The sequence below is a fragment of the Kitasatospora sp. GP82 genome (assembly GCF_029892105.1).
Classification (GTDB): Bacteria; Actinomycetota; Actinomycetes; order Streptomycetales; family Streptomycetaceae; genus Kitasatospora.
The window spans coordinates 1-26,425 of sequence record NZ_JARZAJ010000052.1 but is presented as its reverse complement, the minus strand read 5'-3'; the positions used below and the strand labels follow the sequence as shown (position 1 = coordinate 26,425).

Below are 26,425 nucleotides of genomic sequence, written 5' to 3'. Positions count from 1 at the left end.
AATTCCTGACGAAGCGGCTGCCCGTCCACGGGACAACGAGTGACCACCGGAAAGGTTGAGCCGAATGGGGTTCGTTCACCCAATCGTGTAGGCGTGGATTGCGCACTGACTCGGGGGCGCAATAGGCAAGGATGCGCCCCCAGGCGGAGTCATCCGCCGCCCAGGGGCGCATTGATCAGTAAGCCGGCCCAGCCGCTACCACGCCATCAGCCGTTACCGCTCGGTATATGAGAGCTGCCGCAGAGACAACAGAGACAACTACTGCGGGAGGCTGCTCAGAAGTTCTGGCAGTTGTTGCCGAAGGCCGGGTTCAGCAGGCCGATCACGCTGACGGTGTTGCCACAGAGGTTCACCGGCACGTGCACCGGGACCTGGACATTGTTGCCCGACAGCACACCGGGGGAGTTGACCGCAGCACCCTCGGCCTGCGCAGCATGGGCGGAGGCGACACCTGCACCCGCGAGCGCCAGACCACCCGCGGCGGCGACAACAGCAACGATCTTCTTGACCTTCATGGTTCCTCCTGGCCGAACCCGGGTCGTCTCCGGGCCGACTCGTCTTGATTCGTCGTTCCGCAACCCGTTCCCGGGCTGCCATATGGGTGAACGACGGCGTGGCAAACGGGGTACGGAGGCAATGACCCATTCACCCGCAGCGGTGATAGCTCGAACATCCAATCGGCCTTCTGCTTCGGGCAATATCGTTTCTGCTGGCCTCCGAAGCCGGGTCTCAAGTCATTCACTCCGACAATGCGCTGAGAACGCCTCGGCAACGCACCGGCAACGCTGCTCCGACAGCGCACCGGCCGTGCTCCGCGGCCCGCATTCCGACCTGCCGACCTGCCGACCTGCGCGCCGCCGGTTCTCTGCGCCGACAACGCCGACGGCCCGCCCCGGATGCACCGGGAGCGGGCCGTCAGTGCCCTTGCCGCCGCTCAGCAGGCGTCGATGAACCGATCCAGCACCCGGACACCGAACTTCAGCCCGTCCACCGGCACCCGCTCGTCCACGCCGTGGAACATCCCGGCGAAGTCCAGCTCCGGCGGCAGCTGCAGCGGCGCGAAGCCGAAGCAGCGAATCCCCAGATCCTGGAAGGACTTTGCGTCGGTGCCCCCGGAGAGGCAGTACGGCACCGCGCGGGCGATCGGGTCCTCGGCACGCAGCGCGGACTGCATCGCGTCCACGAGAGCACCGTCGAAGCCGGTCTCGATCGCCTTGTCCGCGTGCACGCTCTCCCGCTTCACCCGCGGGCCGAGCACGCTGTCCAGCTCCGCGAGGAACTCCTCCTCGTAGCCGGGGAGGAAGCGCCCGTCCACATGCGCGCTGGCCTGCCCGGGGATGACGTTGATCTTGTAGCCGGCACCCAGCATGGTCGGCTGCGCGGTGTTGCGCAGCGTGGTGCCGATCATCTTGGCGATGCCGCCGAGCACCCGGAGCGTCTCGTCCATGTTCTCCGGGTCCAACTCGACCCCGAGCGCGTCCGACAGCTCGTCCAGGAAGGCCCGTACCGTCTTGGTGATCCGCAGCGGGAACTTGTGCCGTCCGAGCCGGGCGACAGCCTCGCAGAGCTCGGTGATGGCGTTGTCGTCGTTCTCCATCGAGCCGTGCCCTGCCCGGCCCTCGACCGTGAGCCGCATCCAGTGCATGCCCTTCTCGGCCGTCTCGATCAGATAGAGCCGGACGTCGTTGTTGACCGTGAAGGAGAACCCGCCGACCTCCCCGATCGCCTCGGTGACGCCCTCGAACAGGCCCGGGTGCTTGTCCACCAGGTAGCGGGCGCCGTACGTGCCGCCCGCCTCCTCGTCCGCGAGAAAGGCCAGCACGATGTCGCGCGGGGGCTTGCGGCCGGTCCGCAGCCGGTCGCGGATGACCGCCAGGGTCATCGCGTCCATGTCCTTCATGTCCACAGCGCCGCGGCCCCAGACGCAGCCGTCCGCGATCTCCCCGGCGAACGGGTCGTAGGTCCAGTCGGCGGCGTTGGCCGGCACCACATCGGTGTGGCCGTGGATCAGCAGACCCGGCCGGGACCGGTCCTCGCCCTCGATCCGGACCACGGTCGAGGCCCGGCCCTTGGCCGACTCGAAGATCTGCGGCTCCACGCCGAACTCCGCCAGCTGCTCCGCCACGTACTCGGCCGCGGCCCGCTCCCCCGGGCCCGAGCCGTCTCCGTAGTTACTGGTGTCGATCCTGATCAGGTCCCGGCAGATCTCGGCGACCTCCGACTCAGCCGTCACGCTCGGGCCGGCCACCCGCTCCGCCTTCGACTCACTCACGGTCACTCCTCGTCTCAGGCCCGCCCGGCGTACCTCCACGCCACCCCCGGCCCCACGGCCGCGGCCCTGCGGGCACGGTCCAGCCATCCTCCCTCAGCATCCGCCCCGCCCCAAGGGCCTTCCCCCAGATCGAAGCCCGCCAGGCCCCGCGACGGACGATTTTGGATCCTCAAGCCGATCTTGCTACAGTTATCCATGTCAGCGCGGCACGGAAGCCGCAAAGACAGACACCTAGTCCGGGTGGCGGAATGGCAGACGCGCTAGCTTGAGGTGCTAGTGCCCTTTATCGGGCGTGGGGGTTCAAGTCCCCCCTCGGACACACTTTTTGTACACGTTGCTCGGTTTGCGGGCAGCGGTCATCGGCGCCCGTTCCTGGCCTTCGGCGAGGGACGGGCGTTTGCCGTTTCTCACCCGCTCTGCGGTGGGTGGTCGGCGCGGTGGCGGTCAGCCGATGGCGGTCCTTCCTCTCGACGGGGTGCTGGTGGTCAGAGTCCTGTCCGCCGGGTCGTAGGCGAGGGTGACGCCACTGGCGCGCAGATGCCCGATGACCTCCGATACGCTCGCGACTCCCCCGACCTGCTCATCCGCCCGGTTGGCGGTGACTCTGAGCCACAGAGCCGGCAGGCGCGGAAGAACCTCGTCCTCGCGCACGTACGCGTTGCGCGGTCGATCGCTTGTGAGGGCGGCGGCGCTGGAGTGACCGTGGCGGCAGCGGTAGGCCGCGCGACCGTGGGACCAGCAGGACTCCATCAGGCGCCCGCACAGGCCGCAGCGCAGCAGCCCGGCCAGCGCGTACTGGCGCTCGGGCAGCGTGTCGCGGCGGGCGCGGATTCCCTGGACGGCGATGAAGTCGGTTTCGCTCACCAGGGCGGGGTGGGCGGGGCTGGTGGAGATGACCCAGTCGTCGGGGCTGTTCCAGCGCATCACGTCGCGGGTGCCGAGGGTGGTGTTCGCGGGGTCGATCAGTTCGTGGTCGGTGCGCTGGCGGTTCCAGACCTGGTGGCCGGTGTAGCGGGGGTTGGCCAGGACGGACCGTACCGTGGTCACGGTCCATCGGTCGCCGCTGCGGTGCAGGTTGCGGTCGCGGTCGGCGGCCGAGGGGCAGGGGACGGCCGCGTCGTTGAGGGCCCGGGTGATTCGGGCCATGCTGTGGCCGGCAAGGCGCTGGGCGAAGATCCACCTGACGATCGGACCGCATTGCGGATCGGCATCCAGGCGTCGGATGCGCACCCCGCGAAGAGCCAAGCTCGGTTGGGGTGCGGGCCCGCGTCGACCAGCCGATACCCGTAGGGTGGCCGTCCGCCCAGGTAGCGTCCCTGGTCGCGGGTCTGGACCGTCATGGCGGAGCGGACCCGGATCCGGGTGCGGGTGATCTCGCGTTTGGCGAGGATGCCGAGCAGGACCATCAGTTCCTCGTGCCTGGCGATCGCCGGGTCCGCCGCGCCGCCCAGTTCCGGGATCCACACGGCAACTCCGTAGTGCTCGAACAGCGGCGCCATGACCGTGAACTGGTTGCCGTGGAAAGCGCGCTCACTGGAGCCGATGACGATCGCGTCGAAACCCCGGTCGGGGTCGGCCATGGCGGCGGGGAGCTGGGCGGCCTCGGGACGACGCGCCCACGGCAGGGAACGGCTGTGGCCGACATCGAAGAACTCCGCAACGATCCGGCCGTGGCCGGAGACCAGGGACTCGGCGCGCAGCAGCTGCCAGGCACGCGAGGTGGCGGGGTCCTGATGGTCCTCGGTGGAGACCCGGCCGTAGAACGCGAACCGAAGGCCGGCCTTCTCGGACGTGTTGGTGTGGGCCAGCCCTGCGCGTTCACGCGCCCACATGGCCAGAGCGCCTGACCTGGGATCGGACTCGACGGACGCGACCTGGCTCGCTGAACGCCCCATCACCACGGCTGACACCTCCTCCCGAAGGCCGACGATCGAACACCGTGCTCCGAGCATGGATCCGCCGACGCCATCCGAGCGAGGCTCACCCGGATGTATCGTCACAAACAGGTGAAATTCGACCAGAAGCCCTGCGCGCTGAATCCCCCTGCTGCTCAGCCCGGCCCGCGAACGGCGCGTCGCCGACACGGAGTCTGTCCTGGATCAGTTCGTGCCGACCTCGACGGCAACGGGAACTCCGCGCCTGCGCAGGCGTATCCTCAGGAACTCCATCTCCGGCAGCGTCCCGACCAGGCCATCGCGTCTCAGCTCGTCGGCCTGCTCCCGGGCATCATGCACCGATGCTCCGAAGACTTCCCGCAGGACCTTCAGGACCGGGAGCAGGCTCGGCATCGGCCCAGCCATTCGCAGCCGGGCAGGCCCGTGAGCCGCGAGCAGAGCATTCCGAACATCCTCGGGCGGCCTCCCAGGACCGGCGTTCTCGCACCCAGCCATGCCGCAGGTGGCACACGAGATCTCGGAGTCCCACCACAGCTCATCGCGATGGATGAACTGGTTCACCTGGCGCACCATCGTGCCCCCACAGTCACCGCAACACGCTTCGATCCTTGCCGTTTGACCATCCACCCGGACTCCTCGGCTTCTCTGTCGTGCCGGTCCTCTCGTGACCGGAGAGGGCACCGGAGTTCGCCCCCGTGGGTCAGGCAGCAGGGCCGACCATAACCGATAGTCATCGCTGCGGCGATCAGTGACCATCTGAGCAAAGACGCAGCATCCGAGCGCGTCGCGGAGAAGATCTCGCCCGGCTACCCGACAGGGATGTTGACGAAGCCTTGGACAATGCCCTCATCGACGATGCCTTCACGCTCCTTCGGCGAGTGACTGACCTGCTCCCCGAGGGGGCCCGGGCCGAAAACGGCATTACCGTCGGCGACGTCCGCGACTACCAACGGCACCAGGAGTGGGAGCTCGTCCTCGACCTCCTGATGGAGATCGGGGATGAGCGCCCTGTCCCCTTGCCGTTCTGGTCACTACTCGCGGACGCCGCCCGCCAGATGATGCTGCAACACAGCGCCGACTGGTGCGAGTGGCGGGCCTGGGAGATGCAGCACGGCACCTTCCGGGCCAGGTTGAGCCTGCTGAGCACGCAGGAGGGCGGACGTCAGACTGCGTTCTCCGGGCAGGGGCAACTCCGGCCGCTCTGGGACATCGGCAACCCAGCCCCCGACGGCGGCCAGGCCGTGAACGTTGCACGGCTGTGGGTGGAGGATGCGCTTGGGCTGGCGCCGGGAGAGATCGGCACGGTCCGCCTGGCTCCGCTCTGCCCCGAACAGTGGCGCCATCTCAAGCCCGGCGACGTGATCACCATGCACGAGGGCAGGCCGGTTGTCGGCACGGCCACGATCACCGAGGTCGCACCGCCCGCCATCACCGGGCGCGAGGGGGATCTGTAGGCGCCAGCCGCAGGGTGTCCCGAGGTGCTCGGAGAGCTGCGTGTTCGTGCCCTCCGACGTGCGCGGCGAACGCGCTCGAGTATCTGTTCGGCGTGTTCATGTTTCGTGCAACGATCCAGGCATGGCCAACCTCGATGTCTCCTCTCCATGGCGCCGCGTGAGTACGGGCTGGCTGCTTGGAGCGCCACTGAGCCGGCGAGGTTCCGCTGTCGCCGTGCTGGGGGCGCTGCTGGATCGCTCGCTGCTGCAGATCGCTGACGCCTCCTCGGATGCCCGACGCTTCGACCGAGAGACCATCAGCGTGGTGGCGGACGTGTGGGACAACAACACCTTCCCGCTGTTCCGGGCGGCGACGGCCAGCACGCGACGGGGGCGCGAGCGTCGTGCGCTCGCGGCGTTGGAGTGGATGGCCGGCCTCGGTGAGGAGAGACGGGCCTGGATGCTGGAGCAGGCCTCGGCCGCCGGACACCCGTTGGACGAGCTGCTTGCCCCAGCGAAGCCGTACCTGCCAGGTCGTGACTATCTGGGACGGGTGATGGCCCCGGCGATGGCGGTGACGCCGCAGATCGCAGAGAACCTGGCCGCCGACTACGACCTGCCGTCGGCCCAGGTCCGCTGTCTGCAGGTCGAGCGGGCCGGCAGCCGTCTCGTCGGCTATCTCGAACTGGCTGTCGCCCGTTCCTATCCTGTCGACGACGGCACCTCTCCCGAGCCCGCGACGCTGGGCATACGGTTGCGCAACATCACAGAGGTCCGCTTCGACTCCCATGACGCCCGGGGTGCCGCCCTTCGAACGGAAGCGGACGGAGTGTCGATCGGTATCGGAGCCCGAGGCACACTCCGCGCGGCGACGGCCGATCTCCGCCCGGACGACCACTGCTGGCACCTGTCCGCCGCCGGACACCGGGCCGACGCACGCCCCCGACCTGCATGGATGGCATTCTCGGCAGGCGCAGGGTCGCCGCCGCCCGGGGCGGCACGGGGCCCGCCGCCGCCGCGTGCCCCGATCGAGCCCTACCAGCGGCGGGCCAGCACCGCGACCTCGTAGCCGAAGCCCACCACCAGCCGGCCATCCGATGCGGTGGCCAGCGCTCGGACCGGAACCGGGAACACCAGGGGCCGGCCGACCGGCTCGCCCGTCGCCAGGTCCCACACGTGCAAGCTTCGATCCCAGCTGCCGGTGACGGCACAGGGGCTGCCGTCTACGAGCGTGACCGTCACCGCCAGCACGTCCCCGCTGTGTCCGGTGAAGGGCTTGCCGACCTGCTCGCCCGTAGTCAGGTCCCACACCCGTGCGGTCCGATCCAGGCCGGCGGTGACGGCATGGGGGCGGCCGTTGACCACCGCGGTGGCGATCGCGTAGACGTCGGCCGTGTGCCCGGTGAGGGGCGTACCGAGCTGCTGACGTGTAGTCAGATCCCATACCCGGACTGTCTCGTCGGCTCCGGCGGTGACGGCATGGGGGCGGCCGTCGACCACCACTGTCGCCACCGTGGTCACCTTGCCCTCGTGGCCGGTCAGCGGGTCGCCGACCTGCTTGCCGGTGGCCAGGTCCCACACCCGCACCATCGCGTCGTCACCGCCGGTGACGGCGGTCGGACGTCCCTCCAGAACGGCCGTCGCCACCGCGCTAAGCCTGTGGGCACGGCCGAGACGGATCTGCTTCACCCCCCGACCGGTCAGGTCCCAGATCCAGACCGCCCCTCCGTCGGCGTTGCCGGTGACGGCGACGGGACGGCCGTCCAGCACGGTCGTGGCCACCAGGGCTTCATCGCAGTCGGCGGCGGACATCGGCGAGTCGGCCTCCTCACCGGTGGTCAGGTCCCACGTCCGCACGGACCCGTCGGGGTAGCCACCACCGGTGAGGGCGACGGGACGGCCGTCCAGGACGCAGGTGGCCACGGTGGACAGGCGGGCGGTGTGGGCGCGGACAGGCTCGCCGACAACGTCCCGGAAACCGAGGTCCCATACTCGGGCAGTGGCGTCGTCCGCACTGCCGGTGATGACCGTCGGCCGTCCGCCCACCACCGCCGCGGCCACCGCGAGCAGCTCGGTGGTGCAGACCTCCAGCGGCTCGCCCACGGCCTCGCCGGTGCCCAGGTCCCACGAGCGGACCGTCCTGTCCCGGCTCCCGGTGATGACGACCGTGCGCCCGTCCACCTCCATGGTGGTCACCGCGGTCACCTCTGCGGTGTGGCCGATGAGAGGCTGACCCACGGACTGTCCGGTGGCCAGATCCCACACCCGCAGCGTGTCCGCACCGCTGATGGCGACCGGCCGGCCGTCCAGAACGGCCGTCGTCACCACGGGATCCCACGTTCCGGAAACGGTGCGGGGTTCGCCGATCTGCTGCCTGGTGGCCAGGTCCCACACCCGCACCGCGCAGTCGGGGTAGCCACCGCCGGTGACGGCGACCGGGCGTCCGCCCAGCTCCGCGGTCGCCACACTGAGCACCTTCCCGGTGTGGGCGGTGAAGGGTTCGCCGACGGCCTCGCCGGTGGCCAGGTCCCACACCCGCACGCTCCCGTCCTCGCCGCTGGTGACGGCGACCGGGCGGCCGTCCAGCACGGCGGTGGCCATCGCGCTCACTTCCCCGGTGCCGGTGCGGGGTTCACCGATCTGCTGCCCGGTGGCCAGGTCCCACACCCGCACCGTCTCGTCGTTCCCACCGGTGACGACGACCGGACGTCCGTCCAGCTCCGCTGTCGCCATCACCCGCGCCGCGCGCGCGTGGCCGGTCCAGGGCTCGCCGACCTGCTCGCCGGTCGCGATGTCCCGCACCTCTATCGTCCCGCGCCCTGTGCCGACGACCGCCAGGGTGCGACCGTCCCGCTCGACCGTGATCACCGCACACGCCGCGCCGTACTGGGAGGTGACGGCACGTCGGAAGCGCGGATCGATCTGGGAGCCGGTGGACCAGTCGACCCGCCACCGTTCGACGTCCTCGTCGTTCACCGTCACTGCGGTGATGCGCGCGGACAGGTCCCGGTCCCCGTAGCGGGCGGTGTCCAGGGCCAGCAACTGCCGCCGCCTGCCCGGGTCGGCGTCGCAGTGCAGGTGTGCCGAGGCCCGGTACGCCGCCGCCGCCAGCCTGGCCCGCGGGCTCGACGCCTGGTCCAGCAGCGCGATGACCTGGACCGGGTCTGCGGTCACCAGGAACTGCGGATCGGTCAGCGAGCTGTCGGCATCGGTGGCGCCGAGGTGGGTGCCGCTGCCGTGGACCGCCGTCCTGGACGGCCACGGCCCCGTCGGCAGCTGCGGTGCGTCCTGGGAAGCGGCCTGCGGATACCCGATGGAGGCGATCAACTCACCGAGCTGATCCAAAGTCACGTTCTCGTTCAGCGCGGACACCACAGCAGGTGTGAGCGGCCGCAGCAACCGCAGGTGGTACACGGCTGCCGGATCCAGCGCACCATAGCGGTGCTTGACCCGGTGATAGAACCCCTCGGGAGTCGCATCCGTCAGATCGAGAAGGAGCCAGGAGGCCCCGTCCGGGCTGCCGTAGCCGTGATCGGGGAAGTCGATCGTGCCGGTGCGCCAGGACTCGTCATCGGTCTCCCGCCACAGGCATGCGGTCACCCTGGGTATCCCGTCGCTCCTGTCCGCCGAGTCCTGCACGAACGGGCGGAACACGGCCGGGACCGAGTCGAGCACCCCCGGCCACGGCACCTCGCTGCCGCTGAATGGACTCATCGGCGACTCGTGGTCAAAACACCGGATGCAGGCTCCGGCCGCCGAGAAGACGATGGAGTACTCGTCGCCCGCGCGGTTCTCATAAGAGGCCAACTCCCGGTCCGCAGATGACCGGGGGCCGAAGCGGTGGGACCGCAGATCCGGTTCGTCCGGCCACAGGATCGCCTCCAGCATGGCGATGGACTGGCACAGACTCCGAAGAGTGCGGATGTCGGGCAGCCGCCGCGCGACCTCGTAAGCAGTCATATGCCCATCCAACCGAACACGTCTGACATTCGGGGATAGGCCCGGCAGGCGCCGATGTTCATCTGGTCGGCACTGGCCCTGCGCCCCCTGCTGACAGTGAGAGGCAACGCACCCAGCGGGATGCCCCTGCCGCTTCGCCACCGATGAGTGGTGGGCGCCCCGGACGGCGCGAGGTCCAGGGTGTCCGCCAATCGCCGAGATGCGTACGCGAGACGCCGCAGAAGGCAGGATGGGTCAAGGCGCCACCCAGGCCCACTTCTTGGTCACACTCGAAGAACCTGTGCGGCCGTTGCCACGTCACGGCCCTGACCGATCAACATCGCGAACCGAGTCGAAAGACCGTGTCAGCGGGGTCGACTACCGTGTCGGCCATGGCTGACGCTCTGTGGGACGACGATCCATCGGCTGACCCCACCGCGGTGCCCGGCGGGTTGACCGACCCGGGCTGGCTCGTCTGCACGGACCCGGACTCGGTGCTCGCCCTGCTGTGGAGTTCGTCGCAGCCGCAGGAGCGGTGGGTGGCGACGGTGTACCGGGCCTCGCTCGACATGCACCGGCGGCTGACCGCCGCCGAACGCCGGTTCGTCCTCGCGCTGGACGCGGCCAGGCTAGAGAAGGAGGGCCTCGCAGCGCAGTTCGCGGCGGTGGCGGTTCCCGGGGCAGAACCGCTCGGCTGGGAGCCGGCCTGGGTCAGAGGCTCGCAGGCGGATTCCCGCCTGCTGTGGACGCTGACCGGTCACCAGGGCCAGGTGACCGCTGTCGCCACCGCCGTGGTCACCGGTCGCGCGTTGGCGGTGACCGGCGGCCGGGACGGCACCGTCCGGATCTGGGACCTCGCTACTGGCCGGGAGGCCTGCCCGCCTGTGCAGTGCCCCACGGATGCCCGGTCGGCGCTGACCACCGCGGTCGACCGGATCGCCACGGCCACCCTGGACGGCCGCGAGGTCGCGCTGCTGTTCTCGGAACTCGCCGGCGAGCAGCGGCTCCTCCTCCTCGACCTGGCGACCGGAGCCCTGACCGGTGAGTGCGTCTGCGTCGTGGCCGTGGCGGAGTTGGCCGGCGGGAGCGCGGTGCTGACGCTGGAGGACGACCGGACCCTGCGGCTGTGGAACATCGCCACCGGTGAGGAGCTCGGCTCGTCCGTCCCGGCGCAGCTGCTGGCCGGTCCGCACGGCTACCCGGCCGCGGTGCGCGTCGAACTCGGCGGCGCGGTGCGGACCTGGGACCTTGCCGGCAACGAACTCGACTCGGCGCCGGTGGACGCGGCCGAGCAGGCGCCCGACCCGCAGGCCGCCGCGCTGGTGGTCGACGGACGGCTGGTCGCCTGCGCCTTCGACGCTCTGGACATCGACCATCTCCGCGACGGCGACACCGCGGTGGCTCTCCTCGGTGACCTGGCCGCCGCTTGCGGGCATCGCTCCGGTGCACCGGTTCGCGTCTACCAGTCCGTGGCGGTGGCCGGGCTGCCGGCCACCCTGTTCCGGGAGTACGGCGGATCGCTGCGGGTGTGGGAGCGGGTGGCCGGTTCCCGGCCCGGGGCGCAGGGGTGGGTGGTGACCACCGGCGAGCTGCGCGGACAACCGCTGCGACTGCCGGCCAAGGACCCGGGCGAGGACGGCTGGTTCTGGCGACTCGCCGACCCCGCCCCGGCCTTGGCAGCGGACGCCGGAAACTCTGCCGCGAGTGTCCTGGGGACCTTCGTCGTCGCCGGACGCGCGCTCCGGCTGACCACCGACGCTGACCACGCGGTGCGGGTGTGGGACACCGCCACCGGGGCGGAAGTCGGTGAGCGGCCTTTCGCCGGGCATGAGGACCGGATCCGGGCCGGCGCCTTGGCCGAGGTGAACGGGCAGCTCCGGGCAGTGACAGCCGGCCTGGACCGGAGCGTGCGGCTCTGGGAAATGGCCGGCGGGCGGCAGGTCAACGGCCCGCTCAAGGGGCACACCGGGCAGGTGTGGGACGTCGCGACGGCGATCGTGGACGGGCATCCGGTGGCCGTCACCGCCGGCGCGGACCATACCGTGCGGGTCTGGGGGATCGGGGAGCGCCGGGCCCTGCGCCGCACCGGGATCCGCAGTCACGAGGACGTGGTGCTGACAGCCGCCATGACCACCATTCAGGGCCGACCGGCCGTCGTCACCGCCGGTGCGGACAAGACGCTGCGCACCTGGGACCTGGCCGACGGCATACCGTACGGCGGGGGCATCGCCGCCGAGGTCAGCCTGATGGCTACGGCGGAGCTGGACGGGCGCGCCATCGCGGTGACCGCGGCCCCGGATGCCACGCTCCGGAGGTGGGACCTGGGTACCGGCGAGGAGCTCGGCCAGGCCGTTGCCGGACCCGTCGGCCGGGTCCTGGCCCTGGCCACCGCCCGGGTCGCTGGGCGAGCCGTCGCGGTGACCGGCAGCTCGAACGGCACCGCGCAGATGTGGGACCTGGCGACCGGTCAGCACCTCGGCCAGCCCCTCACCGGCCACACCAGCCGGCTCACCGCGCTCGCCACCGCCACCGTGGACGGGCGCGCGCTGGCCGTGACCGGCAGCTGGGACAAGACGGTGCGGCTGTGGGACCTGGCCACCGGCCGGCAACTCGGCGAACCCCTGACCGGCCACGCCGACTGGGTCACCTCGGTGACCACCACCACGCTGAACGGGCACCCCATCGCGGTCACCGCCGGCCGGGACGGCACGATCCGCACCTGGAGCCTGCCCGACGGTCGGCAGTACGCCGAGCCGCTGCCCTGCCCCACCGGACCCGTACGCGGGCTGGCCACCGCCGCACTCGACGCCAGCACCCACCTGATCACCACCAACGGCACCGAGACGGTATCGGTGCACGACCTGGCCACGGGCGCCGAACTCGTACCACCCCTGCGCTGCCCCGCACCCGTCCAGTCGGCCCTCACCGCACCGAACGGCGCACTGGTGCTCTGCTTCGGCCGGGAGATCGCCGTGCTGTCCGCCGTTGGCGGCCAGGCGTCGGCTCTGGGGGGCGCGGGTTCCGGCTCGGTCCGCGATGCTGATCAGCCAGATCCGTGATGTGACAACGGCCGGTGCGGGTGGCGTCGCCCGAACGGCTCAGGGCGCCAGGCTCCACAGCGTCACCGTTCCCGAGGGGCTCCGGGTCAGCCAGGTGCCGTCGCCGAGCGGGGTCGGCTCTCCCTCGACCTGGGTGGGATAGCCGACTGCGCCGAGGAGTTCGAGGGTGGTCGCGCTCAGCAGCCAGTGGCGGACGGGTCCGTAGTCCTCGTCCGCCTCGACGGTGGAGGCCAGTACTGTCTGCGGGTCGAGGTAGCCGCACTGGTGGTCCCAGTACTGCTCGGCGTAGTCGTCCCCGAGCGGGATCACGTCGGCCGGGCAGCCGGCGAGGGTCTCGTCGGTGCCGAAGGAGTGGACGGCCAGATCACGCTGGCCATGCTCGGTGGTCAGGTACATCCGGCCGTCGGGGTGGACCTCGGTGAGGATGCGGTCCTCGCCGTAACCCGATTCGCGTACCTCAAGCTCGTGGCCGTCCCAGCGGCCCCAGTAGACGAGCGCGCCGTCCTGGCCCATCCCGACGTCCAGTCCCACACGTCGGCCGTCCGGGTGGGGCACGTGGAGCGAGCCGGAGGTTGCGCTGTCCAGCTCGGCCGCTCCCAGGAGCTTCCCGTCAACGGCATCCAGCACCAGCCACTGCTCCCCGTCCGCGGCCGGCACGTGGGCCCAGACCACCGAACCGTCGCCGGCGATCCAGCAGGAACCACAGCTGACGCCGTCGCAGATCCGTGTCTCGTCGTGGGACGAGTAGTGGTGATGGCCCCAGCAAGTGTGGTGGTACCGCCAGCGGACCCGGCCGTCCCGCTCCACCGCGTGCAGGAACGAGGGACCGGCGAAGACCGCGAATGAACCGTCAGCGCTCACGGACACATTCTCGCGCTCCCAGCCATTCCACGGTGCGGCGAACACCGCCACCGGCTCGGTACCGCCGGCCAGTAGCTCGTCAAGGGCGAAAACACTCAGCCGGCTGTCGGTCACGACGCCGAGCCGTCGCTGCTCCGGCCAGAGCCGGATCGCTTCAGCGCCCTGTTCGCCCGTCAGTCCGGGGACACGGGCGCTGGCCAACAGACGGGCGGGCAAGGGCATCTGCTCTCCTGAGCTGGTGTCGGGGGGAGCCACAGGCTACCGGCGGGCTCCGACATCCGCGTCGCCCGCCGCGTGACCAGCGTCCGATGACCTCGTACCAGGGAAGACCGGCGTCAGTTGATACCACGCCGGAAGGTTGCACGGTAGTCCCGTGGGCGCCGTCCGGTGTGCTTGGCGAAGAGAGCAGCGAAGGTTCCGGAGTCCATGTACCCGACCGCCGTGGAGATGCTGGCGACGGTTCGGTCCGTGGTCTCAAGAAGGTGGCGGGCACGACGGACGCGCGACGACTGCAGGTACTCGAGAGGACTCTGGCCAGTCTCGTCTGCGAAGCGCCGCAGCAGCGTCCGAGTGCTGACCCTGAAGGTGTCCGCCAACACGGCGAGATCGTATCGGGCGGCCAGGTTCTGGTCGAGGCGCCGCATCACCCTGCGGGAGAACTCGTTTCCGGGCTGCGGAAGAAGCCGCACGTCGACATATGGAGTCTGGGACGACCGCGCATCGTCGACGAGCGCCACCCGCGCGGTTGTCCGCGCCACCTCGGCTCCGCTGTGTTGGCGGATCAGTTCCAGCGCGAAGTCGTACATGGCGCTGAAGGCCGCCGTCGTCGTCACCCCCTTGTCGGTGACGACCAGACGTTCGGGTCGGACATCAGTCTCCGGACAGCGTCGAGCCAGTTCGTCGGCGAAGAGCCATGCCGTCGTAGCCCGGCGTTGGTCGAGAAGCCCTGCCTCGGCGAGCAGGAACGCACCGACACAGATCGAGACGACGACGTTACCCGCAGCGGCGTGTGAGCGGATCGCCGCGATTTCAGGGGTGAGGGCCGCGAGCTTCGCGTCCACGTCGAGGCCCGGCACGAGCTCGAACCCTGGCACGACGAGAACGTCGACCTCACGCATCGCAGAGACGGCCAACGCCGCGCCACCCGATGCGGCGACGCGACGACGAGGCGAAACTACCGAAACCTCGTAGCCGGCGCGGTCCGGGCCGGCAACGTGCGTGGCCATCGTCAACAGATCGGGGACGCCGAACACCTCGGACGCGAAGCAGCCTGGATAGGCCAGGACACCAACCCGCAGCGCGCTCACGCTCGCCTCCCGACCGTCACATCTTTGGCGGTATTGCCCCTCTGCATGGCGATCCAGCCTATCGCCGTGTGCGGGCACATCAGTCCAAGCTGTCGCCATGAACGCTCCCGACGGACGTCTTGACGACGCGATCACAGACTTCTCCCGCCGGCTGGTGGACGTGGACGGGCTGGTGAAGACGGTGTATGCCGCGGGTTCCGGGCCGGCCGTCGTGTTGATGCCGGAGATGCCCGGTATCAGTCCCGACGTCCTTCGGCTGGCGCGGTGGGTGCGGGATGCGGGCTTCACCGTCTACGTCCCCTCACTCTTCGGGGCCGACGGCGCCTATCCCACGGTCGAGGGTGGTGAGGAGGTCATCCGTCGCGCGTGTGTCAGTGCCGAGTTCCGTGCCTTCGCCGGGGCCGGCACCAGCCCCGTCGTGGCGTGGCTGCGCGGGCTGGCCCGCCAAGCCCACGCCGAGTGCGGCGGATCGGGAGTCGGTGCGATCGGACTGTGCTTCACCGGCAACTTCGCACTCACCATGGCGCTTGAGCCGGCTGTCATCGCGCCAGTGGTCAACCACCCGTCACTGCCGCTGGACGATCCCGCCGGACTCGAGATGAGCGACGAGGACGCGCGCGCGGTCCGAGACCGCATCGCGCGAGACGGACTGAAGATCCTCGCCTACCGCTTCGACGACGACCGCTGGTGCACCGGGCAGCGCTTCGCCGCGTACCAAGCACTCCTCGGCGACGCCTTCGACGGCCGCGTCCTTCCGGGCAGTTCTGCGAACACGAACCCACCCCCGTTCTTCCGCGACATGGTCGGATCCCCCCACAGCGTAGTCACCGCCCACCTCGTCGACGAGGACGGACATCCCACGCTCAAGGCCAAGGACGAGATCCTCGCCTTCCTGACCGACCGCTTGAGCCGCTCAGGATCCGATGGTGGCACCTGCGCGAACGGCACGACCCGATGAGCAGCTACTGGACGAACTGGCAGTACGAGCGGTGACCCACGTGCCAGTTGATGCACTCCCAGGCACCGCAGAGGTGCCTGCTCGCGCGGCCGCCGCACAGCCGGTTCGGCGCCGACACACGAATGCCCAAGCAGGATAGGAAAGAAATAGTCGATGACCATCACCAACGCGGATGACCGCACCGCTGCCGCCGCCATGTTCCAAGCAGGCAAGGCGTTGCAACTGCGAGGTGGCCACTCGGGATGGTCGCAGGCGCTGGCCACCTACGACGATCTGATTGCGCGTTTTCGGTACAGCCGTGATCCGGTGGTGGCGCGCAGCGTCGCCGATGCGTTGACCTGGGGTGCCTACATCTGTATGTCCCACGACTCCCTGGATCGGACTCTGGCCCGCTACCAGCAGGCCATCGACATGTTCGAGGGATGGCCGGAGGAGATCTTCCGACCCAATCTGGCGGTCGCGTGGGGCGGCAAGGCCATCGCCTTGGACAAGCTCAACCGCAAGGCCGAACGGCTACAGGCACTCGAGGAGCTGGCCGGCCGGATCGACTACCGGCCCTGGGACCTCTCCAAGGACGAGACCGTGGTCAGCGAGGAGTTGGCCAAGGGGGCTCTCAACTGCGGCTGCACCCTGCAGGAGGAAGGTCTAGACCAGGAGGCGATGGCCGCCTGGAGCGGGTTGATAGGCCGCTTCGGTAATGACACACGACCCAGCGTCCTGGAATTCGTGGCCTGCGGGGCGGCCAATCTGGGCAGCGTCCTCATGGAGCTGAAGCGGCGCGACGAGGCGGCCGCCCAGTGGAACTACGTCGTCACCCGCTTCGCCGGCATCGACTACCCCTACCTGCAAGAGCATGTGGACCGTGCGAGGGAGGGCTTGAAGGACCTCGCCAAACCCAGGTGGTGGCCCTGGTAGTGGCAGGGCTCGCAGCTGGCGTGGAGTTGCCGCCCGCAGGAGTCGGCCGGGTCGCCAGGTCAGCGTTCTCCCGACTTTGATGTCAGTTCCCTTGGCTACGGTCTCCCTGGCTGGCGGGCCAGGACGGCACGACGGGAGATGTGCACGGGCGCTTGGGGTTACGGCCCTGTTCGAGAGCGACGATGAAGGGTGCGATCGAGATGGAAGCGCTGGTCAGCGAGGCGTGGCGGTCGAGGACCACGACGCAGCGGCTGCGGGAGCTGGCCCGCGAGGACCCGCGGCTGGCCCGGATCGTGGCCAGCCGGATCGGCCTGCCTGCCGAGCTCGCCGAGGAGTTGGCCGCTCGTGCGGGCGGCGCGGACAGTGGCGAGGGGGATGTCAGGACGTTGCGGGCCCTGGCGGCCCAGCCGGCGACACAACCGCAACGGCTGGCGCTGCTCGCCCGCCACCCCGACGAGCAGGTACGCCGGGCCGTGGCCGTGCACCGCAGTACGCCCAAGGCGGCCCTCAAGGAACTGGCCACTGACCACTCCCCGGTCGTGCGCCAGGCCCTGGCTGCCCGGGAACAGCTCCCCGGCAAACTCGCCACCGTCCTGCTCACCGACACCTCGGCCCAGGTACGGCTGACCCTGGCCCGCCGCTTCGACGCCCGCCCGAAGCACCTGCGGGCGCTCGCCACGGACCCGGAGCCGCGGATCCGCCGGGTGGTGGCCGCGCTCGGCTACGCCGACGGGGACGGCCTCACCGACGGCGACCCGCGCGTGCGCCGGACCGCCGTCGACCGCTGCGGCATCGAGCAACTCGCCCCGCACCTGGACCGGTTGGTACACGACCCCGACGTGGAGGTCCGAGCGCTGTCCGCCCACATGCGCCGCAACCACAACCCGGCGGCCCTGGCGGTTCTGGCCGCCGACCCACAACCGGCGGTTCGGTCATCGGCGGCAGGGAACTGGTACACCCCCGCCGAGGCGCTGACAGCGCTGGCCCACGAAGCCGACTTGGCGGTCCTGGCCCAGGTCAGCGACAACCCGTTCACCCCGCCGGAAGCCCTCGCGGCAATCGTCGAGGCCGTTGCGACCGACTTCGACTATGACCGGTACTGCGACCGGGGCAATGCCGACAAGTCCCTGATGCGGAACATCATCGATCACCTGCTTGATCACCCGGCGATTCCGCCGCAGGCGCTACGGGCGCTACATGCCAAGAACCCGCCCGATTTCCACGAGGGCAATGCCATGAGCCGGCCGAACTGGCCACCCGACCTGGTGATTCAATTCGGGCTGAGCTACTGCGCGAGCACCGTGGACGAGGGCGAGGAGCGCCGCAGCTACACCGAGATCGACGCGGCCCGGCGCACTGAACCCCTTGATCAGGTACTTGCGACCATGCTGCGCAGCCCCATCCATCACCTGCGGGGGGCTGCGGCCGCGAACCGCCATACCCCGCCGCAGGCGCTCGCCGAGTACGTGGCCACCGCCGACCCCGAGACGGAGGAGTACCACCTCGACGACGTGGCGAAGAACCCGGCTACCCCGCCCGAGATCCTCGCGACCTGGGCCGCCGCCAACGAACGGCACTACGAGATGTTGAAGAACCCGTACCTGCCCGAGTCGGTCCTCCAGATCATCGCGGCCGGCGACAACGACCTCTACGCAGAACGGGCGCGTCAGATGCTGGAGATCCGGGCGCACCGGGCCGGGACGCAGGCACCATGTTGACCCTCTCGTCGTGGCGGGCCCGCTTCGACCGGCTGACCGACACCAGCAAGGTGGTCGAGCAGGTGGCCGGAAGCATCACCAACTACCTGGACGACAAGGACATCGGCTGGTACCTGCACCCTGGTGACCTCATCGTGCCGGAGAACGTCGACAACGACATCGCGCTCGTCGTCGACGGCGACATGATCGTCCACGGTTTCCTCGACGACCACGTCACCGACATCGGCATGCTCGTCGTCCTCGGCGACCTCATCGTGCGAGACCTGGTCTCGTGGGGCTCCGTCTACGTCGCCGGGGACCTGCGCGCCGAGGGCGTGGTCTACGGGTACTACAACGACTTCACCTTCGAGGTCGCCGGGAAGGTCAACGCCCGTGCACTGGTGCTGTCCGACAAGGACAGCACCTACCACACCGGCGAACTGGAGGCGGAGATCGACTCCTACGCACCCACGAAGGACCAGTTCCGGGCCGCGCGGGACATCTTCGTACCGGAGCTGTACGACGGCGGCGCGAAGCGGGCCCGGCACGGCAAACGCCCCAAGCTGGCCTACCCGAGCTACAACCTGGTCCGTCGGCGGCTGCACGACGGGCTGCCACTGTTCCAGTCGCCCCGATAAGTCAGCCGCCAGCTCCCCAACTTGGAGCGATCGTCATGTCAGTGAAAGCTTCTACGATCCGTCGCATGCCGGTCGGCACGTCCACCACAACTACCTTGGAGACGCAATGGACGGCGTGTACTCGCCCGTCGCGGAGCTCAATCTGCTGAAGGACCTGCAGGACAGGCTCGGCGTTGAGTACTACGCCGAAGGGTTCGAGCTGTTCGAGTACGGGGACACCTCTGGGCTCGTGGCCGGCTGGTCGAAGGACCCGGACTTCACCGCCCGGCTTGTTCCGTTCGCACAGGCCAACGGTACCGGTTCGTTCTACGCGCTCTGGCGGCTCGACGACAGGGCGGACCTCGCCACCCTGCCCGTAGTCGTTTTCGGGGACGAGGGCGGACTGCACGTCGTCGCGCGCAATCTGCTGGACCTGCTCCAGCTCCTCGGCTTCGACTCCGAGATCTCGGTGTGGTGGGACAGCGCCTACTTCTACCGCGGGCGGGACCACCGGCACAGCCACGGCCACGGCCAGTTCGTCGCCTGGCTCGACCGGCACTTCGGCCTGCCCGTGACGCAGGACCCGGACGCCGTGGTCGCAGCTGCCCAGGCGGAGCTGGGGCAGCTGTTCACCGACTGGGCTCAGCCCTTCCTGCCCGGCTGACCGGGCAGACGCCCCGCCCCTGACGGGACCCACGCCAACACCATCGGACGGCGGACGGCGGACGGCGGACGGCGGCGGGATCGTCCAGCACGGCACGCCGATCAGGAACGGCGATCAACTCGGACACAGGTCCAGGCCCTGCGTCCGGTGAGCAGTACAGCCCTCAACGACACTCACCGGTCCACGGCAACTGGGGATCACACACCCTCCTCGATCGCCGTCAGGCGGACGGGCGCCACGTCGCCATCTGCTCTCGGAAGGTCGGGCAGCTGACGATGTCCTTCCTGCCACACTGGAGGGCATGGAGCAGGAGCTGGTGGGCATGGTCGAGGTCGACCATGCGCTGCTCGATCTCGACGAGCTTGCTGCGGATCATCGCCTGCCGGCGCGGCCGTTCCTGTTGGAACTCAGCGATCTCGGCCAGACTCAGTCCGGCCTGCTGGAACTTGCGCAGCAGCATGATCCGTTCGGCGGCCTCCGGCGGATAGCGTCGCTGACCGCTCTGCCGTTCGGGCGTGGGCAGCAGGCCGTGGCGCTCCCAGAACCGGATGGCCGACGCGGGCACTCCGGTGGTTGCAGCGAGCTGACCGATCGTCATACTCACGCTTCGCGCCTCCCTCTCATCCTGTCGGTCCGGCGTTTGACTTAAACCTTAGTTCAAGTCGCAGAGTGGCTTGCGCGTGCAGCGGAGGCGGAAGAGCCGACCTCCGGCGCAAGAACTCGGAGACGAAGACATGACAGACACACCTGAAGTGAAGAGCCGGGCTCACCAGCTCGTCGGGGCCGCCGGGGAGCTGTTCGTGGCGGGGGTGATGTCGCACTCCGGGCACGCCAACCTGAGCGTCCGGCTCGACGCCGAGCGCTTCCTGCTGACCCCGGGATTCGTCCGCGACCTGCAGCCCGACCAGTTGGCGACCGTCAGCCTCGACGGGCAGATCCTGGCGGGAGAACTGCGGTCCGTCAGCATCGAGATCATCGCCATGCACAGCATCGTCTACCGCGCCCGCCCGCACGTGGGCGCGATCATCCACACCCACTCGCCCGCCGCGACGGCCTTCGCGGTGGCCCACCGGCCGCTGCCCTGCCGCACCGAGCCGATGCTGCGCTTCGGACAGGCCGAGGACGTACCGGTGGTGCCGTGGGGGCCGCGCGGGTCGGACGTGTCGGTCCGGGGTATCGCCGACGTCCTGGAACGACGCCCGACGACTTCCGCGGTCCTGCTGGCCAACCACGGCCTGCTGGTCTTCGGCCCGGATGCAGCGGCTGCCGGCCGGCTCGTGGTGGCGATCGAGGAAAGCGCCGAAGCGGAACTCGCCGCGGCGGCGATCGGCGGGGCCGTGGACTTCCCCGAATGCGCTCTGGAGTCCGTCCGAGCCTCGATCGCACGGATCGTGTCATGACCGTCGAAACGGACCACACGGACCGCTCGGACCACACGGACCACGCCTTCGCGCAGCGCGCCGAAGCCCTGCGTGAGCGCTACCGCGCGACGCTCGGCGTCGTCCCCGGCGCGGTGGAGGACCGCCTGCGGGTGGCCCAGACCTTCGGCCGGCTCGCCACCGAGGAGACCTTCGCGGCCCTGCGGCACCTCGTCCTGACCGACAGCCCGCTCGGCGGGCGGGTGCAGCAGCTGGTCCACTTCGGGCAGTTGCTCGCTCTCGGGCGCGCCGACCCGGCTCGGATCCACGCCCGCGGAGCGCTCCACGCGGGCGCCGCCATCGTCGACCTTGTCGGAGTCGCCGAGACCGCGCTCATCACCTCCGGCACGCCGGCCTACGCGCTAGGCATCGAGATCGTCGTCGAAGTCCTGCGGGCCGAGGAAAACCGGTAACGCAGGATCCGCGAAGTCGCGAGCTTCAGCTCGAGGACCTGTCAAACCGAAGTCGGGGTGGTACCGCGGCGTCCCGGGTCAGGCCGTCGTTGCCGTGCCAGCAGAGCTCGATCAAGCCCTGACCTGGGCGGCCGGCCTCAGCCTGAATACCGCAGACGCACTCCGCATCGCCAGCATCCTCGGAGCTGACCGGGTGTGAGTCCCAGACGCCGATGGCCTGCACCGAGGGCCTAGGACTCGAACCTGCCCTACGGAAGCGCCAGCTCACCCTGCACCACGGGCATGTAGGTATGGTTCAAGTCGGTCCTCGGACACCAGCAGGAACCCCAGTTGATCTGGGGTTTTTCTGTTTCCAGGCCACGGCTCAGCCGTCACGTGACCCACCGCGCGACCCACCGGCCAGCGATCTTGCCCTCAGACCAGGGCAGACAGGCCGAGTCGGCCCGCACCGGAGGCGGCCAGTCGCCGCGCCCCGTCCTTACGCGAGTGCCCGTAGCGGGCCATCGTGCAGCCCGGCGAGTGGTGCCGGACGTTAGCCGAGACCTCTACCGGGCTCTCCCCCGCTTCCAGGTCGTTGGTCACCTTGCTGTGACGCCAGTCGTGGATGCGGAAGTCCTCCGGCAGACGAAGCCGGTTACGCACCGTCCGCCAGCGGGCGGACACCTTCTCGGGGTCCTGCGGACCGCCGGCCCGGCCGCCCCGCTGGAGGTTGAACCCGTCCCGGGCGAACACCAGGTCGTGGTCCTCCCAAGCCGCCCCCAGGAGGGACCGCTCCTCGTCTTGGCGCTCCTTCTGCCGCTTGAGCACGTTCATGACGGCCTGGTCCACATAGATCACCGCCCCGCCGTCACCGTCCTTGGTGAGCCCGCGAAGCCGGAAGGTCTTGCCCTCCTCCACGACCACCCAGCCCAATTCGATGGCACACTCATCCCAGCGGACGAGGGACCACTTCATCCCCAGAGCCTCACTGCGGCGAACACCGGTCGCCGCGATGGTGGTCCACAACGGCGCATCCCTCAGGCAGTGATGGCCACGTGCTCGCACCGTTATGTAGGCATTACCAATGAGACCAGTTCGAGATCAGATGATCACGAGATATCCATACCGTGGTTGCCAGTCGGCGATCCCAGAAATGCATCCAAATTGGACACTCGACAGTCTCGCCAGGGGTTGCGTCCAGCCCGTCACTGCCAGCGGGCATATGGTCTAGACCTGTCAACTAGGTGGCCCTGAGCACCTTCTGACTCTGCGTCATGGATGGTCAGGGAAGGTAATTGAATGAATCAATGCGCCGCTCTATTCATTTCATGAGGTCGCCAACCACATACTGGGGGTAATACATACATGCATGCATGCATGCATGTACGCACGCAGGACCCACCGGGGGTGCCGCCCTCCGACCGTGTACGGGTATGTAACTCTTCACGAACGCACAAGCCGCTGTACGGCCCCCCGCCAGCCTCGTGGCCTCCGGGTCCCCAGGGCTGCTCACGGGCCGCTTCAGGGCGTTTCAGTGGGCCTTCAGGTCCTCCGGCCGGCCTCTTTGAGCCCGCAGTGGACTCTCGCCTGTACCGTGAATGAATGAATTGAACCCATCAGTTTGACGTAGACTACTCTTTGAGCGCTGGCGTCCTGCGGCCTGGGGTTTAACACATACATCTTTATTGCCGGGGATTCTATATACCCCCGGCTCTAACTTAACTTCCCGGACTGGGCCCCCTCCTCACAGGGGCCCCTGTTGGAACTCTCCTCTGGTTGAGACACAAGTAAGCCCCCTCCGTGGAGAGGGGGCCTCCTAGTCTGAAAGACCATCTGCTGCGGAATGTGAGCACTACCTCGGAACGTAGACGCTACCGCCGAACTCGAAGGTACCCTCGCGACCCGGCCTGACCATGCCATTTTGGTTGCCTTGGCAGTTCGTGTCATCGAAGACGTAGACGACGGTGTCGGTCCTGTTCTGGACGACAAGCGGCCAGAAGTCCCCGGTGTAGCAACCCTGCGGAGGGTCCTGGAGGCGATTGCCGCTGACGGTGAGCGTGCCGGTGGCGGCGCCGGCGTTGGTGACCGTGGTCAGGCACAGGGCCACTGCGGTGGCAGCGATGCCAGCTGCGTCAAGCAGGCGCTTCATCAAGTCTCCTCAATGGGTTGGGCTCCTGCCACTAGCTGTTCCCATGCGAACTCGATGTGCAATCGACACGCACGGGTGAATTCGACACGGCCCAGGTTGACGAAGTCCAGGTTCAGGCAAGTCGCTCCGGGAGTGCGATCAACACCACCGTGTCGCAGGGTCGAGGCATGGGTTCGATCATCGTCCTCTTTGAGCTGGAGCCGGACCAAACCATCGGCCTGGAAGGCGTAGAGCCCGCCGTGCTCCTGGTGCACGCGGCTGGCGCCGACCCGGACGTGCCAGAAGACCCGCTGCCGCGGACCCTGTGCCAGAAGGACACAGCGCCGATGGAGCACAGCCACTACAGCCCTTCGAGGCCGGGTGAGCCCTGGTATCCACCGCAGTTCTACGACCGGCGCTGCCGAGAGTGCGAAACGGTCCTGAGGAGCCTGTGAGGACGTGCCCGAGCATGGAAAACCCCGCCCGATGACCAGGCAGGGCTCCTTGCTCGGGGTCTCGCTCAGATGTGCTTGATGGTGAGGCCCTGGTCCTCTGCCCAGGTGGCCAGGTCCGCTGCGCCACCCTCTCGCGTGGCGATGGCCAGTGCTCGCCGGTAGATCCGCGCCCACTCTTCGCGCTGGTCTATCCCCGACGCGGGCTCGGCCTGGTGGGCCACCGCACTTGCACCACCGATGGTCAGCTCACCAATGTTGCCCCCGCTCTGAATCAGCATCCCGTTGAAGACGCCCCCGGTCACACTGTTCCCCACACTCATCCTCTGCCCCTCCCGATCGGTACGAGTGGGCTGAAGGTACAGGAGCCCACGGGCTATTGATCATTTGGGGTGAAGCACAACGAAGCCCCGCCCAGTGATCGGGCGGGGCTCTCGTTCTTGCTCTACTTGGTCTTGGTCGCACAGGCCGGACAAGTCCACCGACTGAAGCCGGAGCTGCTGGTGCTCTCCGAGTAGGTCACCGGCACGGGATCATCGGTCTCGGCTCCGCACCGGCAGCACCGGGTGCGAGGTACCCGGGGCCAGGTCCCGCCGAGGGCGGTCAGATGGTCGTCCTGGTGGCCGAAGTCGAGGATGCAGGGCAGGTCGGCCCCGGCCTGGTCGCGGTCTCCGCACTGGACCTTGCGCATCAGGCGCTCACCAGGCAGTGTGCGCCGGGGTAGGTGTAGGGGTAGTCCTCCCCCCGGCAGACGGCTTCCAGTGCTCGCCGGCGCTCCTCTTGGAGTGCTCGCTCCTGATGCTGTTCCCATCGCACGACGTAAGGGCGAACGAACGCCAGCTCCTCCGCCCACCCGGGCAGGGTCCAGCACTCGGCGCTCAGGTCGACAGAAGCCTTTGCGGAGCTCTCCGAGGCCAACTGTGCCACTTGGGCGGTGTTGCCCGCCTCCAGGGCCTCCAGTGGCTCAGCAATCGAGTCGGGTGCCATCGCGGTCGGCAAGCGCATTCCGTCAGAGGCAACTCTGATCAAGACCTACGGCGTGGCCCGGAACACGGCACGGCACGCGGTTCAGCTGCTGCGCGATGAGGGATGGGTCCGGACCCGGCCGCAGAAGGGGACCTTCGTCGTTGACCGCAGTGAGCAGAGTCAGATGGATGACCAGGGCGCCGAAAGCGACTGAGCCCCGCCCGGCTGGTGAATGACCAGCGGGACGGGGCCAAGGGCGCAGAGCGAGGCAATGGACCACGAATGATCACGCACCCCGCGCCCGTCTGAGGCTACAGCCCACCGACTCCCGGAGACTTCGGAGTGGAGCTGTCTACCACCAGCTGGACCGCTTCGGCCTCGGGTCCACAGGGACTTTGGGCTCCCGGGCCTTGATGTTCTGGACCTGGGTTCCGTTCTGCTGCTCCATCTTCAGCTTGCCCTTCTGCTCAGCCTCTTCCTCCGACTCGGCGTTGACGTACGTCTTGACCGCCCTCGCCTCCTTGTTGGCACTGCGGACGAGACCTACGACAGTGAAGGTCTTGCTCTTCTTGCCCATCAACTCGCTTTCATGACTTTCAACTATGCGCTGTACAAAACGAGTTGACTGCTAGGCTGCGTTGTCTCCACTCCTCCCGCTGACGATGAGGCACAGCCATGGCTCTGGTGACGACGCGCCCCAAGGACCCCGCAGCCCCGAGGTTTCAGGTGGCCCTGCGGCCGGCCTCGATGCCGGATCACAACCTTGAAGACGACGCCACGTTCAAGGGCCTGCAATTCAGCGGTCTGAGCCTCACCGGCAAGTCTGCGGAGGCCGTGGAGATCGAACAGAGCACGTTCGACGGCGTTCGCTTCACTGGGACGCACCTGGTGCGGTCCGTGCTCGCGCACTGCGCCTTCCAGACCTGCGACTTCGCGTCCGTCCGCACCCAGGACGTCTCCCTTCTCCGCAGCACGGTGACTGGATGCCGCCTCACCGGCTCTTCGTGGAGCAACGGAAACTTCCGTGACATGCTCTTCGAAGGCACCCGTGGAGACAGCACGCTGTTCCGCTACTCGAAGCTGAAGACGGTGCTCTTCCGGGACTGCAACCTGACTGGGGCGGACTTCCAGTTTGCCGAGCTCCGAGAAGTGCGCTTCGAGAAGTGCGACCTCACCGGGGCCCAGTTCGCCAATGTGAGCCTCCATCGGACCTACTTCGACAACTGCACGCTCCTCGACGTTGGAGGGGCGGCCAGCCTGGCAGGTGCAACCGTGCAGGGCACAGGGGCGATGGAGCTTGCCCTGAGCCTTGCACGAGAAGCCGGAATCGTAATCGAGCCTTAGTACTCCAGCCGCGACGCCGTTGAGTTTGCGCTGAAGGCGGCAAGTCAAGGGGGTTGAACACAACGGAACCCCGGTAGATCAACTTTCGACCAAGAGAGTTGATCAAGG

Annotated in this window: 28 protein-coding genes and 1 tRNA gene; 14 read left to right on the top strand and 15 right to left on the bottom strand. The window is 68.7% G+C overall.

All coding sequences use genetic code 11. The annotated features are described in order from the left end of the window. Positions 1 to 275: 275 nt before the first annotated feature. Both P3T39_RS32715 and P3T39_RS32710 read right to left on the bottom strand, forming a co-directional pair. Positions 276 to 515 (bottom strand): chaplin, encoded by a 240-nt coding sequence (locus P3T39_RS32715; protein ID WP_280702888.1) that lies wholly within the window; start codon positions 513 to 515, stop codon positions 276 to 278. 419 nt (positions 516 to 934) lie between these two features. Further along, the gene (locus P3T39_RS32710; RefSeq protein WP_280702887.1) at positions 935 to 2,272 is read right to left on the bottom strand and encodes a M20/M25/M40 family metallo-hydrolase; all 1,338 of its coding nucleotides are present in this window, start codon (positions 2,270 to 2,272) and stop codon (positions 935 to 937) included. Between the two features lie 234 nt (positions 2,273 to 2,506). Between P3T39_RS32710 and P3T39_RS32705 the strand changes: the two genes are divergently transcribed. Beyond that, a tRNA-Leu gene (locus P3T39_RS32705) sits at positions 2,507 to 2,591 on the top strand. A 125-nt stretch (positions 2,592 to 2,716) separates the two neighbouring features. Here P3T39_RS32705 and P3T39_RS32700 read toward each other — a convergent pair. The 3 genes from P3T39_RS32700 to P3T39_RS32690 all read right to left on the bottom strand — a co-directional run bounded on the left by P3T39_RS32700 (position 2,717) and on the right by P3T39_RS32690 (position 4,728). Further along, entirely contained in the window at positions 2,717 to 3,418 is a 702-nt protein-coding gene (locus P3T39_RS32700; protein WP_280702886.1) for a recombinase family protein, read from the bottom strand. Then, entirely contained in the window at positions 3,316 to 4,167 is an 852-nt protein-coding gene (locus P3T39_RS32695) for a recombinase family protein (RefSeq protein ID WP_280702885.1), read from the bottom strand. The genes P3T39_RS32700 and P3T39_RS32695 overlap by 103 nt, the downstream gene beginning before the upstream one ends. A 204-nt stretch (positions 4,168 to 4,371) precedes the next feature. Further along, positions 4,372 to 4,728: a hypothetical protein gene (locus tag P3T39_RS32690; RefSeq protein ID WP_280702883.1), complete on the bottom strand. Its 357-nt coding sequence runs from the start codon at positions 4,726 to 4,728 to the stop codon at positions 4,372 to 4,374. A gap of 317 nt (positions 4,729 to 5,045) precedes the next feature. Between P3T39_RS32690 and P3T39_RS32685 the strand changes: the two genes are divergently transcribed. Then, positions 5,046 to 5,621: a hypothetical protein gene (locus tag P3T39_RS32685; protein ID WP_280702882.1), complete on the top strand. Its 576-nt coding sequence runs from the start codon at positions 5,046 to 5,048 to the stop codon at positions 5,619 to 5,621. A 121-nt stretch (positions 5,622 to 5,742) separates the two neighbouring features. Next, the gene (locus P3T39_RS32680; protein WP_280702881.1) at positions 5,743 to 6,669 is read left to right on the top strand and encodes a hypothetical protein; all 927 of its coding nucleotides are present in this window, start codon (positions 5,743 to 5,745) and stop codon (positions 6,667 to 6,669) included. Here the strand turns inward: P3T39_RS32680 and P3T39_RS32675 are convergent. Further along, positions 6,636 to 9,560, bottom strand: coding sequence for a WD40 repeat domain-containing protein (locus P3T39_RS32675; RefSeq protein WP_280702880.1), 2,925 nt, complete (start codon positions 9,558 to 9,560; stop codon positions 6,636 to 6,638). The two genes, P3T39_RS32680 and P3T39_RS32675, sit on opposite strands and share 34 nt — an antisense overlap. Positions 9,561 to 9,931: 371 nt before the next feature. Between P3T39_RS32675 and P3T39_RS32670 the strand changes: the two genes are divergently transcribed. Then, positions 9,932 to 12,598, top strand: coding sequence for a WD40 repeat domain-containing protein (locus tag P3T39_RS32670; RefSeq protein ID WP_280702879.1), 2,667 nt, complete (start codon positions 9,932 to 9,934; stop codon positions 12,596 to 12,598). A gap of 39 nt (positions 12,599 to 12,637) precedes the next feature. Here P3T39_RS32670 and P3T39_RS32665 read toward each other — a convergent pair whose 3' ends face one another. Both P3T39_RS32665 and P3T39_RS32660 read right to left on the bottom strand, forming a co-directional pair. Continuing rightward, positions 12,638 to 13,681: a hypothetical protein gene (locus tag P3T39_RS32665; protein ID WP_280702878.1), complete on the bottom strand. Its 1,044-nt coding sequence runs from the start codon at positions 13,679 to 13,681 to the stop codon at positions 12,638 to 12,640. 113 nt (positions 13,682 to 13,794) lie between these two features. Then, on the bottom strand, positions 13,795 to 14,766 hold the full coding sequence (locus tag P3T39_RS32660) for a helix-turn-helix domain-containing protein (RefSeq protein ID WP_280702877.1): 972 nt from the start codon (positions 14,764 to 14,766) through the stop codon (positions 13,795 to 13,797). Positions 14,767 to 14,863: 97 nt separating this feature from the next. On the opposite strand from P3T39_RS32660, the gene P3T39_RS32655 reads away from it, so the two are divergent. From P3T39_RS32655 to P3T39_RS32635, 5 genes are all read left to right on the top strand, one after another. After that, a complete protein-coding gene (locus tag P3T39_RS32655) occupies positions 14,864 to 15,724 on the top strand; it encodes a dienelactone hydrolase family protein (RefSeq protein ID WP_280702875.1) in 861 nt (286 codons plus the stop codon). A gap of 153 nt (positions 15,725 to 15,877) precedes the next feature. After that, positions 15,878 to 16,639 (top strand): hypothetical protein, encoded by a 762-nt coding sequence (locus P3T39_RS32650; RefSeq protein ID WP_280702874.1) that lies wholly within the window; start codon positions 15,878 to 15,880, stop codon positions 16,637 to 16,639. Positions 16,640 to 16,839: 200 nt separating this feature from the next. Next, complete coding sequence (locus P3T39_RS32645; RefSeq protein ID WP_280702873.1) at positions 16,840 to 18,357, top strand: hypothetical protein; 1,518 nt, start codon at positions 16,840 to 16,842, stop codon at positions 18,355 to 18,357. Further along, positions 18,351 to 18,974, top strand: coding sequence for a hypothetical protein (locus tag P3T39_RS32640; RefSeq protein WP_280702872.1), 624 nt, complete (start codon positions 18,351 to 18,353; stop codon positions 18,972 to 18,974). The genes P3T39_RS32645 and P3T39_RS32640 overlap by 7 nt, the downstream gene beginning before the upstream one ends. Before the next feature lie 106 nt (positions 18,975 to 19,080). Continuing rightward, positions 19,081 to 19,617: a hypothetical protein gene (locus P3T39_RS32635; RefSeq protein WP_280702871.1), complete on the top strand. Its 537-nt coding sequence runs from the start codon at positions 19,081 to 19,083 to the stop codon at positions 19,615 to 19,617. 220 nt (positions 19,618 to 19,837) lie between these two features. Here the strand turns inward: P3T39_RS32635 and P3T39_RS32630 are convergent, their stop codons facing one another. Further along, the gene (locus P3T39_RS32630; protein WP_280702902.1) at positions 19,838 to 20,215 is read right to left on the bottom strand and encodes a MerR family transcriptional regulator; all 378 of its coding nucleotides are present in this window, start codon (positions 20,213 to 20,215) and stop codon (positions 19,838 to 19,840) included. A gap of 136 nt (positions 20,216 to 20,351) precedes the next feature. On the opposite strand from P3T39_RS32630, the gene P3T39_RS32625 reads away from it, so the two are divergent. Both P3T39_RS32625 and P3T39_RS32620 read left to right on the top strand, forming a co-directional pair. Further along, the gene (locus P3T39_RS32625) at positions 20,352 to 21,017 is read left to right on the top strand and encodes a class II aldolase/adducin family protein (protein ID WP_280702870.1); all 666 of its coding nucleotides are present in this window, start codon (positions 20,352 to 20,354) and stop codon (positions 21,015 to 21,017) included. Next, on the top strand, positions 21,014 to 21,448 hold the full coding sequence (locus tag P3T39_RS32620; RefSeq protein WP_280702869.1) for a carboxymuconolactone decarboxylase family protein: 435 nt from the start codon (positions 21,014 to 21,016) through the stop codon (positions 21,446 to 21,448). Before P3T39_RS32625 ends, P3T39_RS32620 begins: the two co-directional genes overlap by 4 nt. Before the next feature lie 414 nt (positions 21,449 to 21,862). Here the strand turns inward: P3T39_RS32620 and P3T39_RS32615 are convergent, their stop codons facing one another. Together P3T39_RS32615 and P3T39_RS32610 are read right to left on the bottom strand one after the other, a co-directional pair. Continuing rightward, the gene (locus P3T39_RS32615) at positions 21,863 to 22,492 is read right to left on the bottom strand and encodes a tyrosine-type recombinase/integrase (RefSeq protein WP_280702868.1); all 630 of its coding nucleotides are present in this window, start codon (positions 22,490 to 22,492) and stop codon (positions 21,863 to 21,865) included. Positions 22,493 to 23,279: 787 nt separating this feature from the next. Continuing rightward, positions 23,280 to 23,576: a hypothetical protein gene (locus P3T39_RS32610; RefSeq protein WP_280702867.1), complete on the bottom strand. Its 297-nt coding sequence runs from the start codon at positions 23,574 to 23,576 to the stop codon at positions 23,280 to 23,282. Positions 23,577 to 23,743: 167 nt separating this feature from the next. Here P3T39_RS32610 and P3T39_RS32605 point away from each other — a divergent pair, with 167 nt between their 5' ends. Then, on the top strand, positions 23,744 to 24,010 hold the full coding sequence (locus P3T39_RS32605) for a hypothetical protein (RefSeq protein WP_280702866.1): 267 nt from the start codon (positions 23,744 to 23,746) through the stop codon (positions 24,008 to 24,010). 65 nt (positions 24,011 to 24,075) lie between these two features. Here the strand turns inward: P3T39_RS32605 and P3T39_RS32600 are convergent, their stop codons facing one another. The 3 genes from P3T39_RS32600 to P3T39_RS32590 all read right to left on the bottom strand — a co-directional run bounded on the left by P3T39_RS32600 (position 24,076) and on the right by P3T39_RS32590 (position 25,012). Next, entirely contained in the window at positions 24,076 to 24,330 is a 255-nt protein-coding gene (locus P3T39_RS32600) for a hypothetical protein (protein ID WP_280702865.1), read from the bottom strand. A 122-nt stretch (positions 24,331 to 24,452) separates the two neighbouring features. Then, positions 24,453 to 24,698 (bottom strand): hypothetical protein, encoded by a 246-nt coding sequence (locus P3T39_RS32595; RefSeq protein ID WP_280702864.1) that lies wholly within the window; start codon positions 24,696 to 24,698, stop codon positions 24,453 to 24,455. Beyond that, positions 24,698 to 25,012 carry a hypothetical protein gene (locus tag P3T39_RS32590; RefSeq protein ID WP_280702905.1) on the bottom strand — a complete coding sequence of 105 codons (315 nt, stop codon included), beginning with the start codon at positions 25,010 to 25,012 and terminating at the stop codon, positions 24,698 to 24,700. Before P3T39_RS32590 ends, P3T39_RS32595 begins: the two co-directional genes overlap by 1 nt. Here P3T39_RS32590 and P3T39_RS32585 point away from each other — a divergent pair. Then, positions 24,942 to 25,187, top strand: coding sequence for a winged helix-turn-helix domain-containing protein (locus P3T39_RS32585; protein WP_280702863.1), 246 nt, complete (start codon positions 24,942 to 24,944; stop codon positions 25,185 to 25,187). The two genes, P3T39_RS32590 and P3T39_RS32585, sit on opposite strands and share 71 nt — an antisense overlap. Before the next feature lie 138 nt (positions 25,188 to 25,325). Here the strand turns inward: P3T39_RS32585 and P3T39_RS32580 are convergent, their stop codons facing one another. After that, positions 25,326 to 25,550 (bottom strand): hypothetical protein, encoded by a 225-nt coding sequence (locus tag P3T39_RS32580; RefSeq protein WP_280702862.1) that lies wholly within the window; start codon positions 25,548 to 25,550, stop codon positions 25,326 to 25,328. Positions 25,551 to 25,648: 98 nt separating this feature from the next. Between P3T39_RS32580 and P3T39_RS32575 the strand changes: the two genes are divergently transcribed. Next, positions 25,649 to 26,317 carry a pentapeptide repeat-containing protein gene (locus tag P3T39_RS32575; RefSeq protein ID WP_280702861.1) on the top strand — a complete coding sequence of 223 codons (669 nt, stop codon included), beginning with the start codon at positions 25,649 to 25,651 and terminating at the stop codon, positions 26,315 to 26,317. Positions 26,318 to 26,425 lie beyond the last annotated feature (108 nt).

What these genes read in the sequence shown, in the direction of transcription:
- P3T39_RS32645 (WP_280702873.1), top strand. Translation starts at nt 16,840, where the DNA reads ATGGAAGCGCTGGTCAGCGAGGCGTGGCGGTCGAGGACCACGACGCAG.
- P3T39_RS32600 (WP_280702865.1), bottom strand. Translation starts at nt 24,330, where the DNA reads ATGAGTGTGGGGAACAGTGTGACCGGGGGCGTCTTCAACGGGATGCTG.
- P3T39_RS32715 (WP_280702888.1), bottom strand. Translation starts at nt 515, where the DNA reads ATGAAGGTCAAGAAGATCGTTGCTGTTGTCGCCGCCGCGGGTGGTCTG.
- P3T39_RS32640 (WP_280702872.1), top strand. Translation starts at nt 18,351, where the DNA reads ATGTTGACCCTCTCGTCGTGGCGGGCCCGCTTCGACCGGCTGACCGAC.
- P3T39_RS32670 (WP_280702879.1), top strand. Translation starts at nt 9,932, where the DNA reads ATGGCTGACGCTCTGTGGGACGACGATCCATCGGCTGACCCCACCGCG.
- P3T39_RS32595 (WP_280702864.1), bottom strand. Translation starts at nt 24,698, where the DNA reads ATGCGCAAGGTCCAGTGCGGAGACCGCGACCAGGCCGGGGCCGACCTG.
- P3T39_RS32655 (WP_280702875.1), top strand. Translation starts at nt 14,864, where the DNA reads ATGAACGCTCCCGACGGACGTCTTGACGACGCGATCACAGACTTCTCC.
- P3T39_RS32675 (WP_280702880.1), bottom strand. Translation starts at nt 9,560, where the DNA reads ATGACTGCTTACGAGGTCGCGCGGCGGCTGCCCGACATCCGCACTCTT.
- P3T39_RS32620 (WP_280702869.1), top strand. Translation starts at nt 21,014, where the DNA reads ATGACCGTCGAAACGGACCACACGGACCGCTCGGACCACACGGACCAC.
- P3T39_RS32680 (WP_280702881.1), top strand. Translation starts at nt 5,743, where the DNA reads ATGGCCAACCTCGATGTCTCCTCTCCATGGCGCCGCGTGAGTACGGGC.
- P3T39_RS32590 (WP_280702905.1), bottom strand. Translation starts at nt 25,012, where the DNA reads ATGCGCTTGCCGACCGCGATGGCACCCGACTCGATTGCTGAGCCACTG.
- P3T39_RS32610 (WP_280702867.1), bottom strand. Translation starts at nt 23,576, where the DNA reads ATGAAGCGCCTGCTTGACGCAGCTGGCATCGCTGCCACCGCAGTGGCC.
- P3T39_RS32630 (WP_280702902.1), bottom strand. Translation starts at nt 20,215, where the DNA reads ATGACGATCGGTCAGCTCGCTGCAACCACCGGAGTGCCCGCGTCGGCC.
- P3T39_RS32580 (WP_280702862.1), bottom strand. Translation starts at nt 25,550, where the DNA reads ATGGGCAAGAAGAGCAAGACCTTCACTGTCGTAGGTCTCGTCCGCAGT.
- P3T39_RS32635 (WP_280702871.1), top strand. Translation starts at nt 19,081, where the DNA reads ATGGACGGCGTGTACTCGCCCGTCGCGGAGCTCAATCTGCTGAAGGAC.
- P3T39_RS32650 (WP_280702874.1), top strand. Translation starts at nt 15,878, where the DNA reads ATGACCATCACCAACGCGGATGACCGCACCGCTGCCGCCGCCATGTTC.
- P3T39_RS32700 (WP_280702886.1), bottom strand. Translation starts at nt 3,418, where the DNA reads ATGGCCCGAATCACCCGGGCCCTCAACGACGCGGCCGTCCCCTGCCCC.
- P3T39_RS32695 (WP_280702885.1), bottom strand. Translation starts at nt 4,167, where the DNA reads ATGGGGCGTTCAGCGAGCCAGGTCGCGTCCGTCGAGTCCGATCCCAGG.
- P3T39_RS32605 (WP_280702866.1), top strand. Translation starts at nt 23,744, where the DNA reads ATGGGTTCGATCATCGTCCTCTTTGAGCTGGAGCCGGACCAAACCATC.
- P3T39_RS32575 (WP_280702861.1), top strand. Translation starts at nt 25,649, where the DNA reads ATGGCTCTGGTGACGACGCGCCCCAAGGACCCCGCAGCCCCGAGGTTT.
- P3T39_RS32625 (WP_280702870.1), top strand. Translation starts at nt 20,352, where the DNA reads ATGACAGACACACCTGAAGTGAAGAGCCGGGCTCACCAGCTCGTCGGG.
- P3T39_RS32665 (WP_280702878.1), bottom strand. Translation starts at nt 13,681, where the DNA reads ATGCCCTTGCCCGCCCGTCTGTTGGCCAGCGCCCGTGTCCCCGGACTG.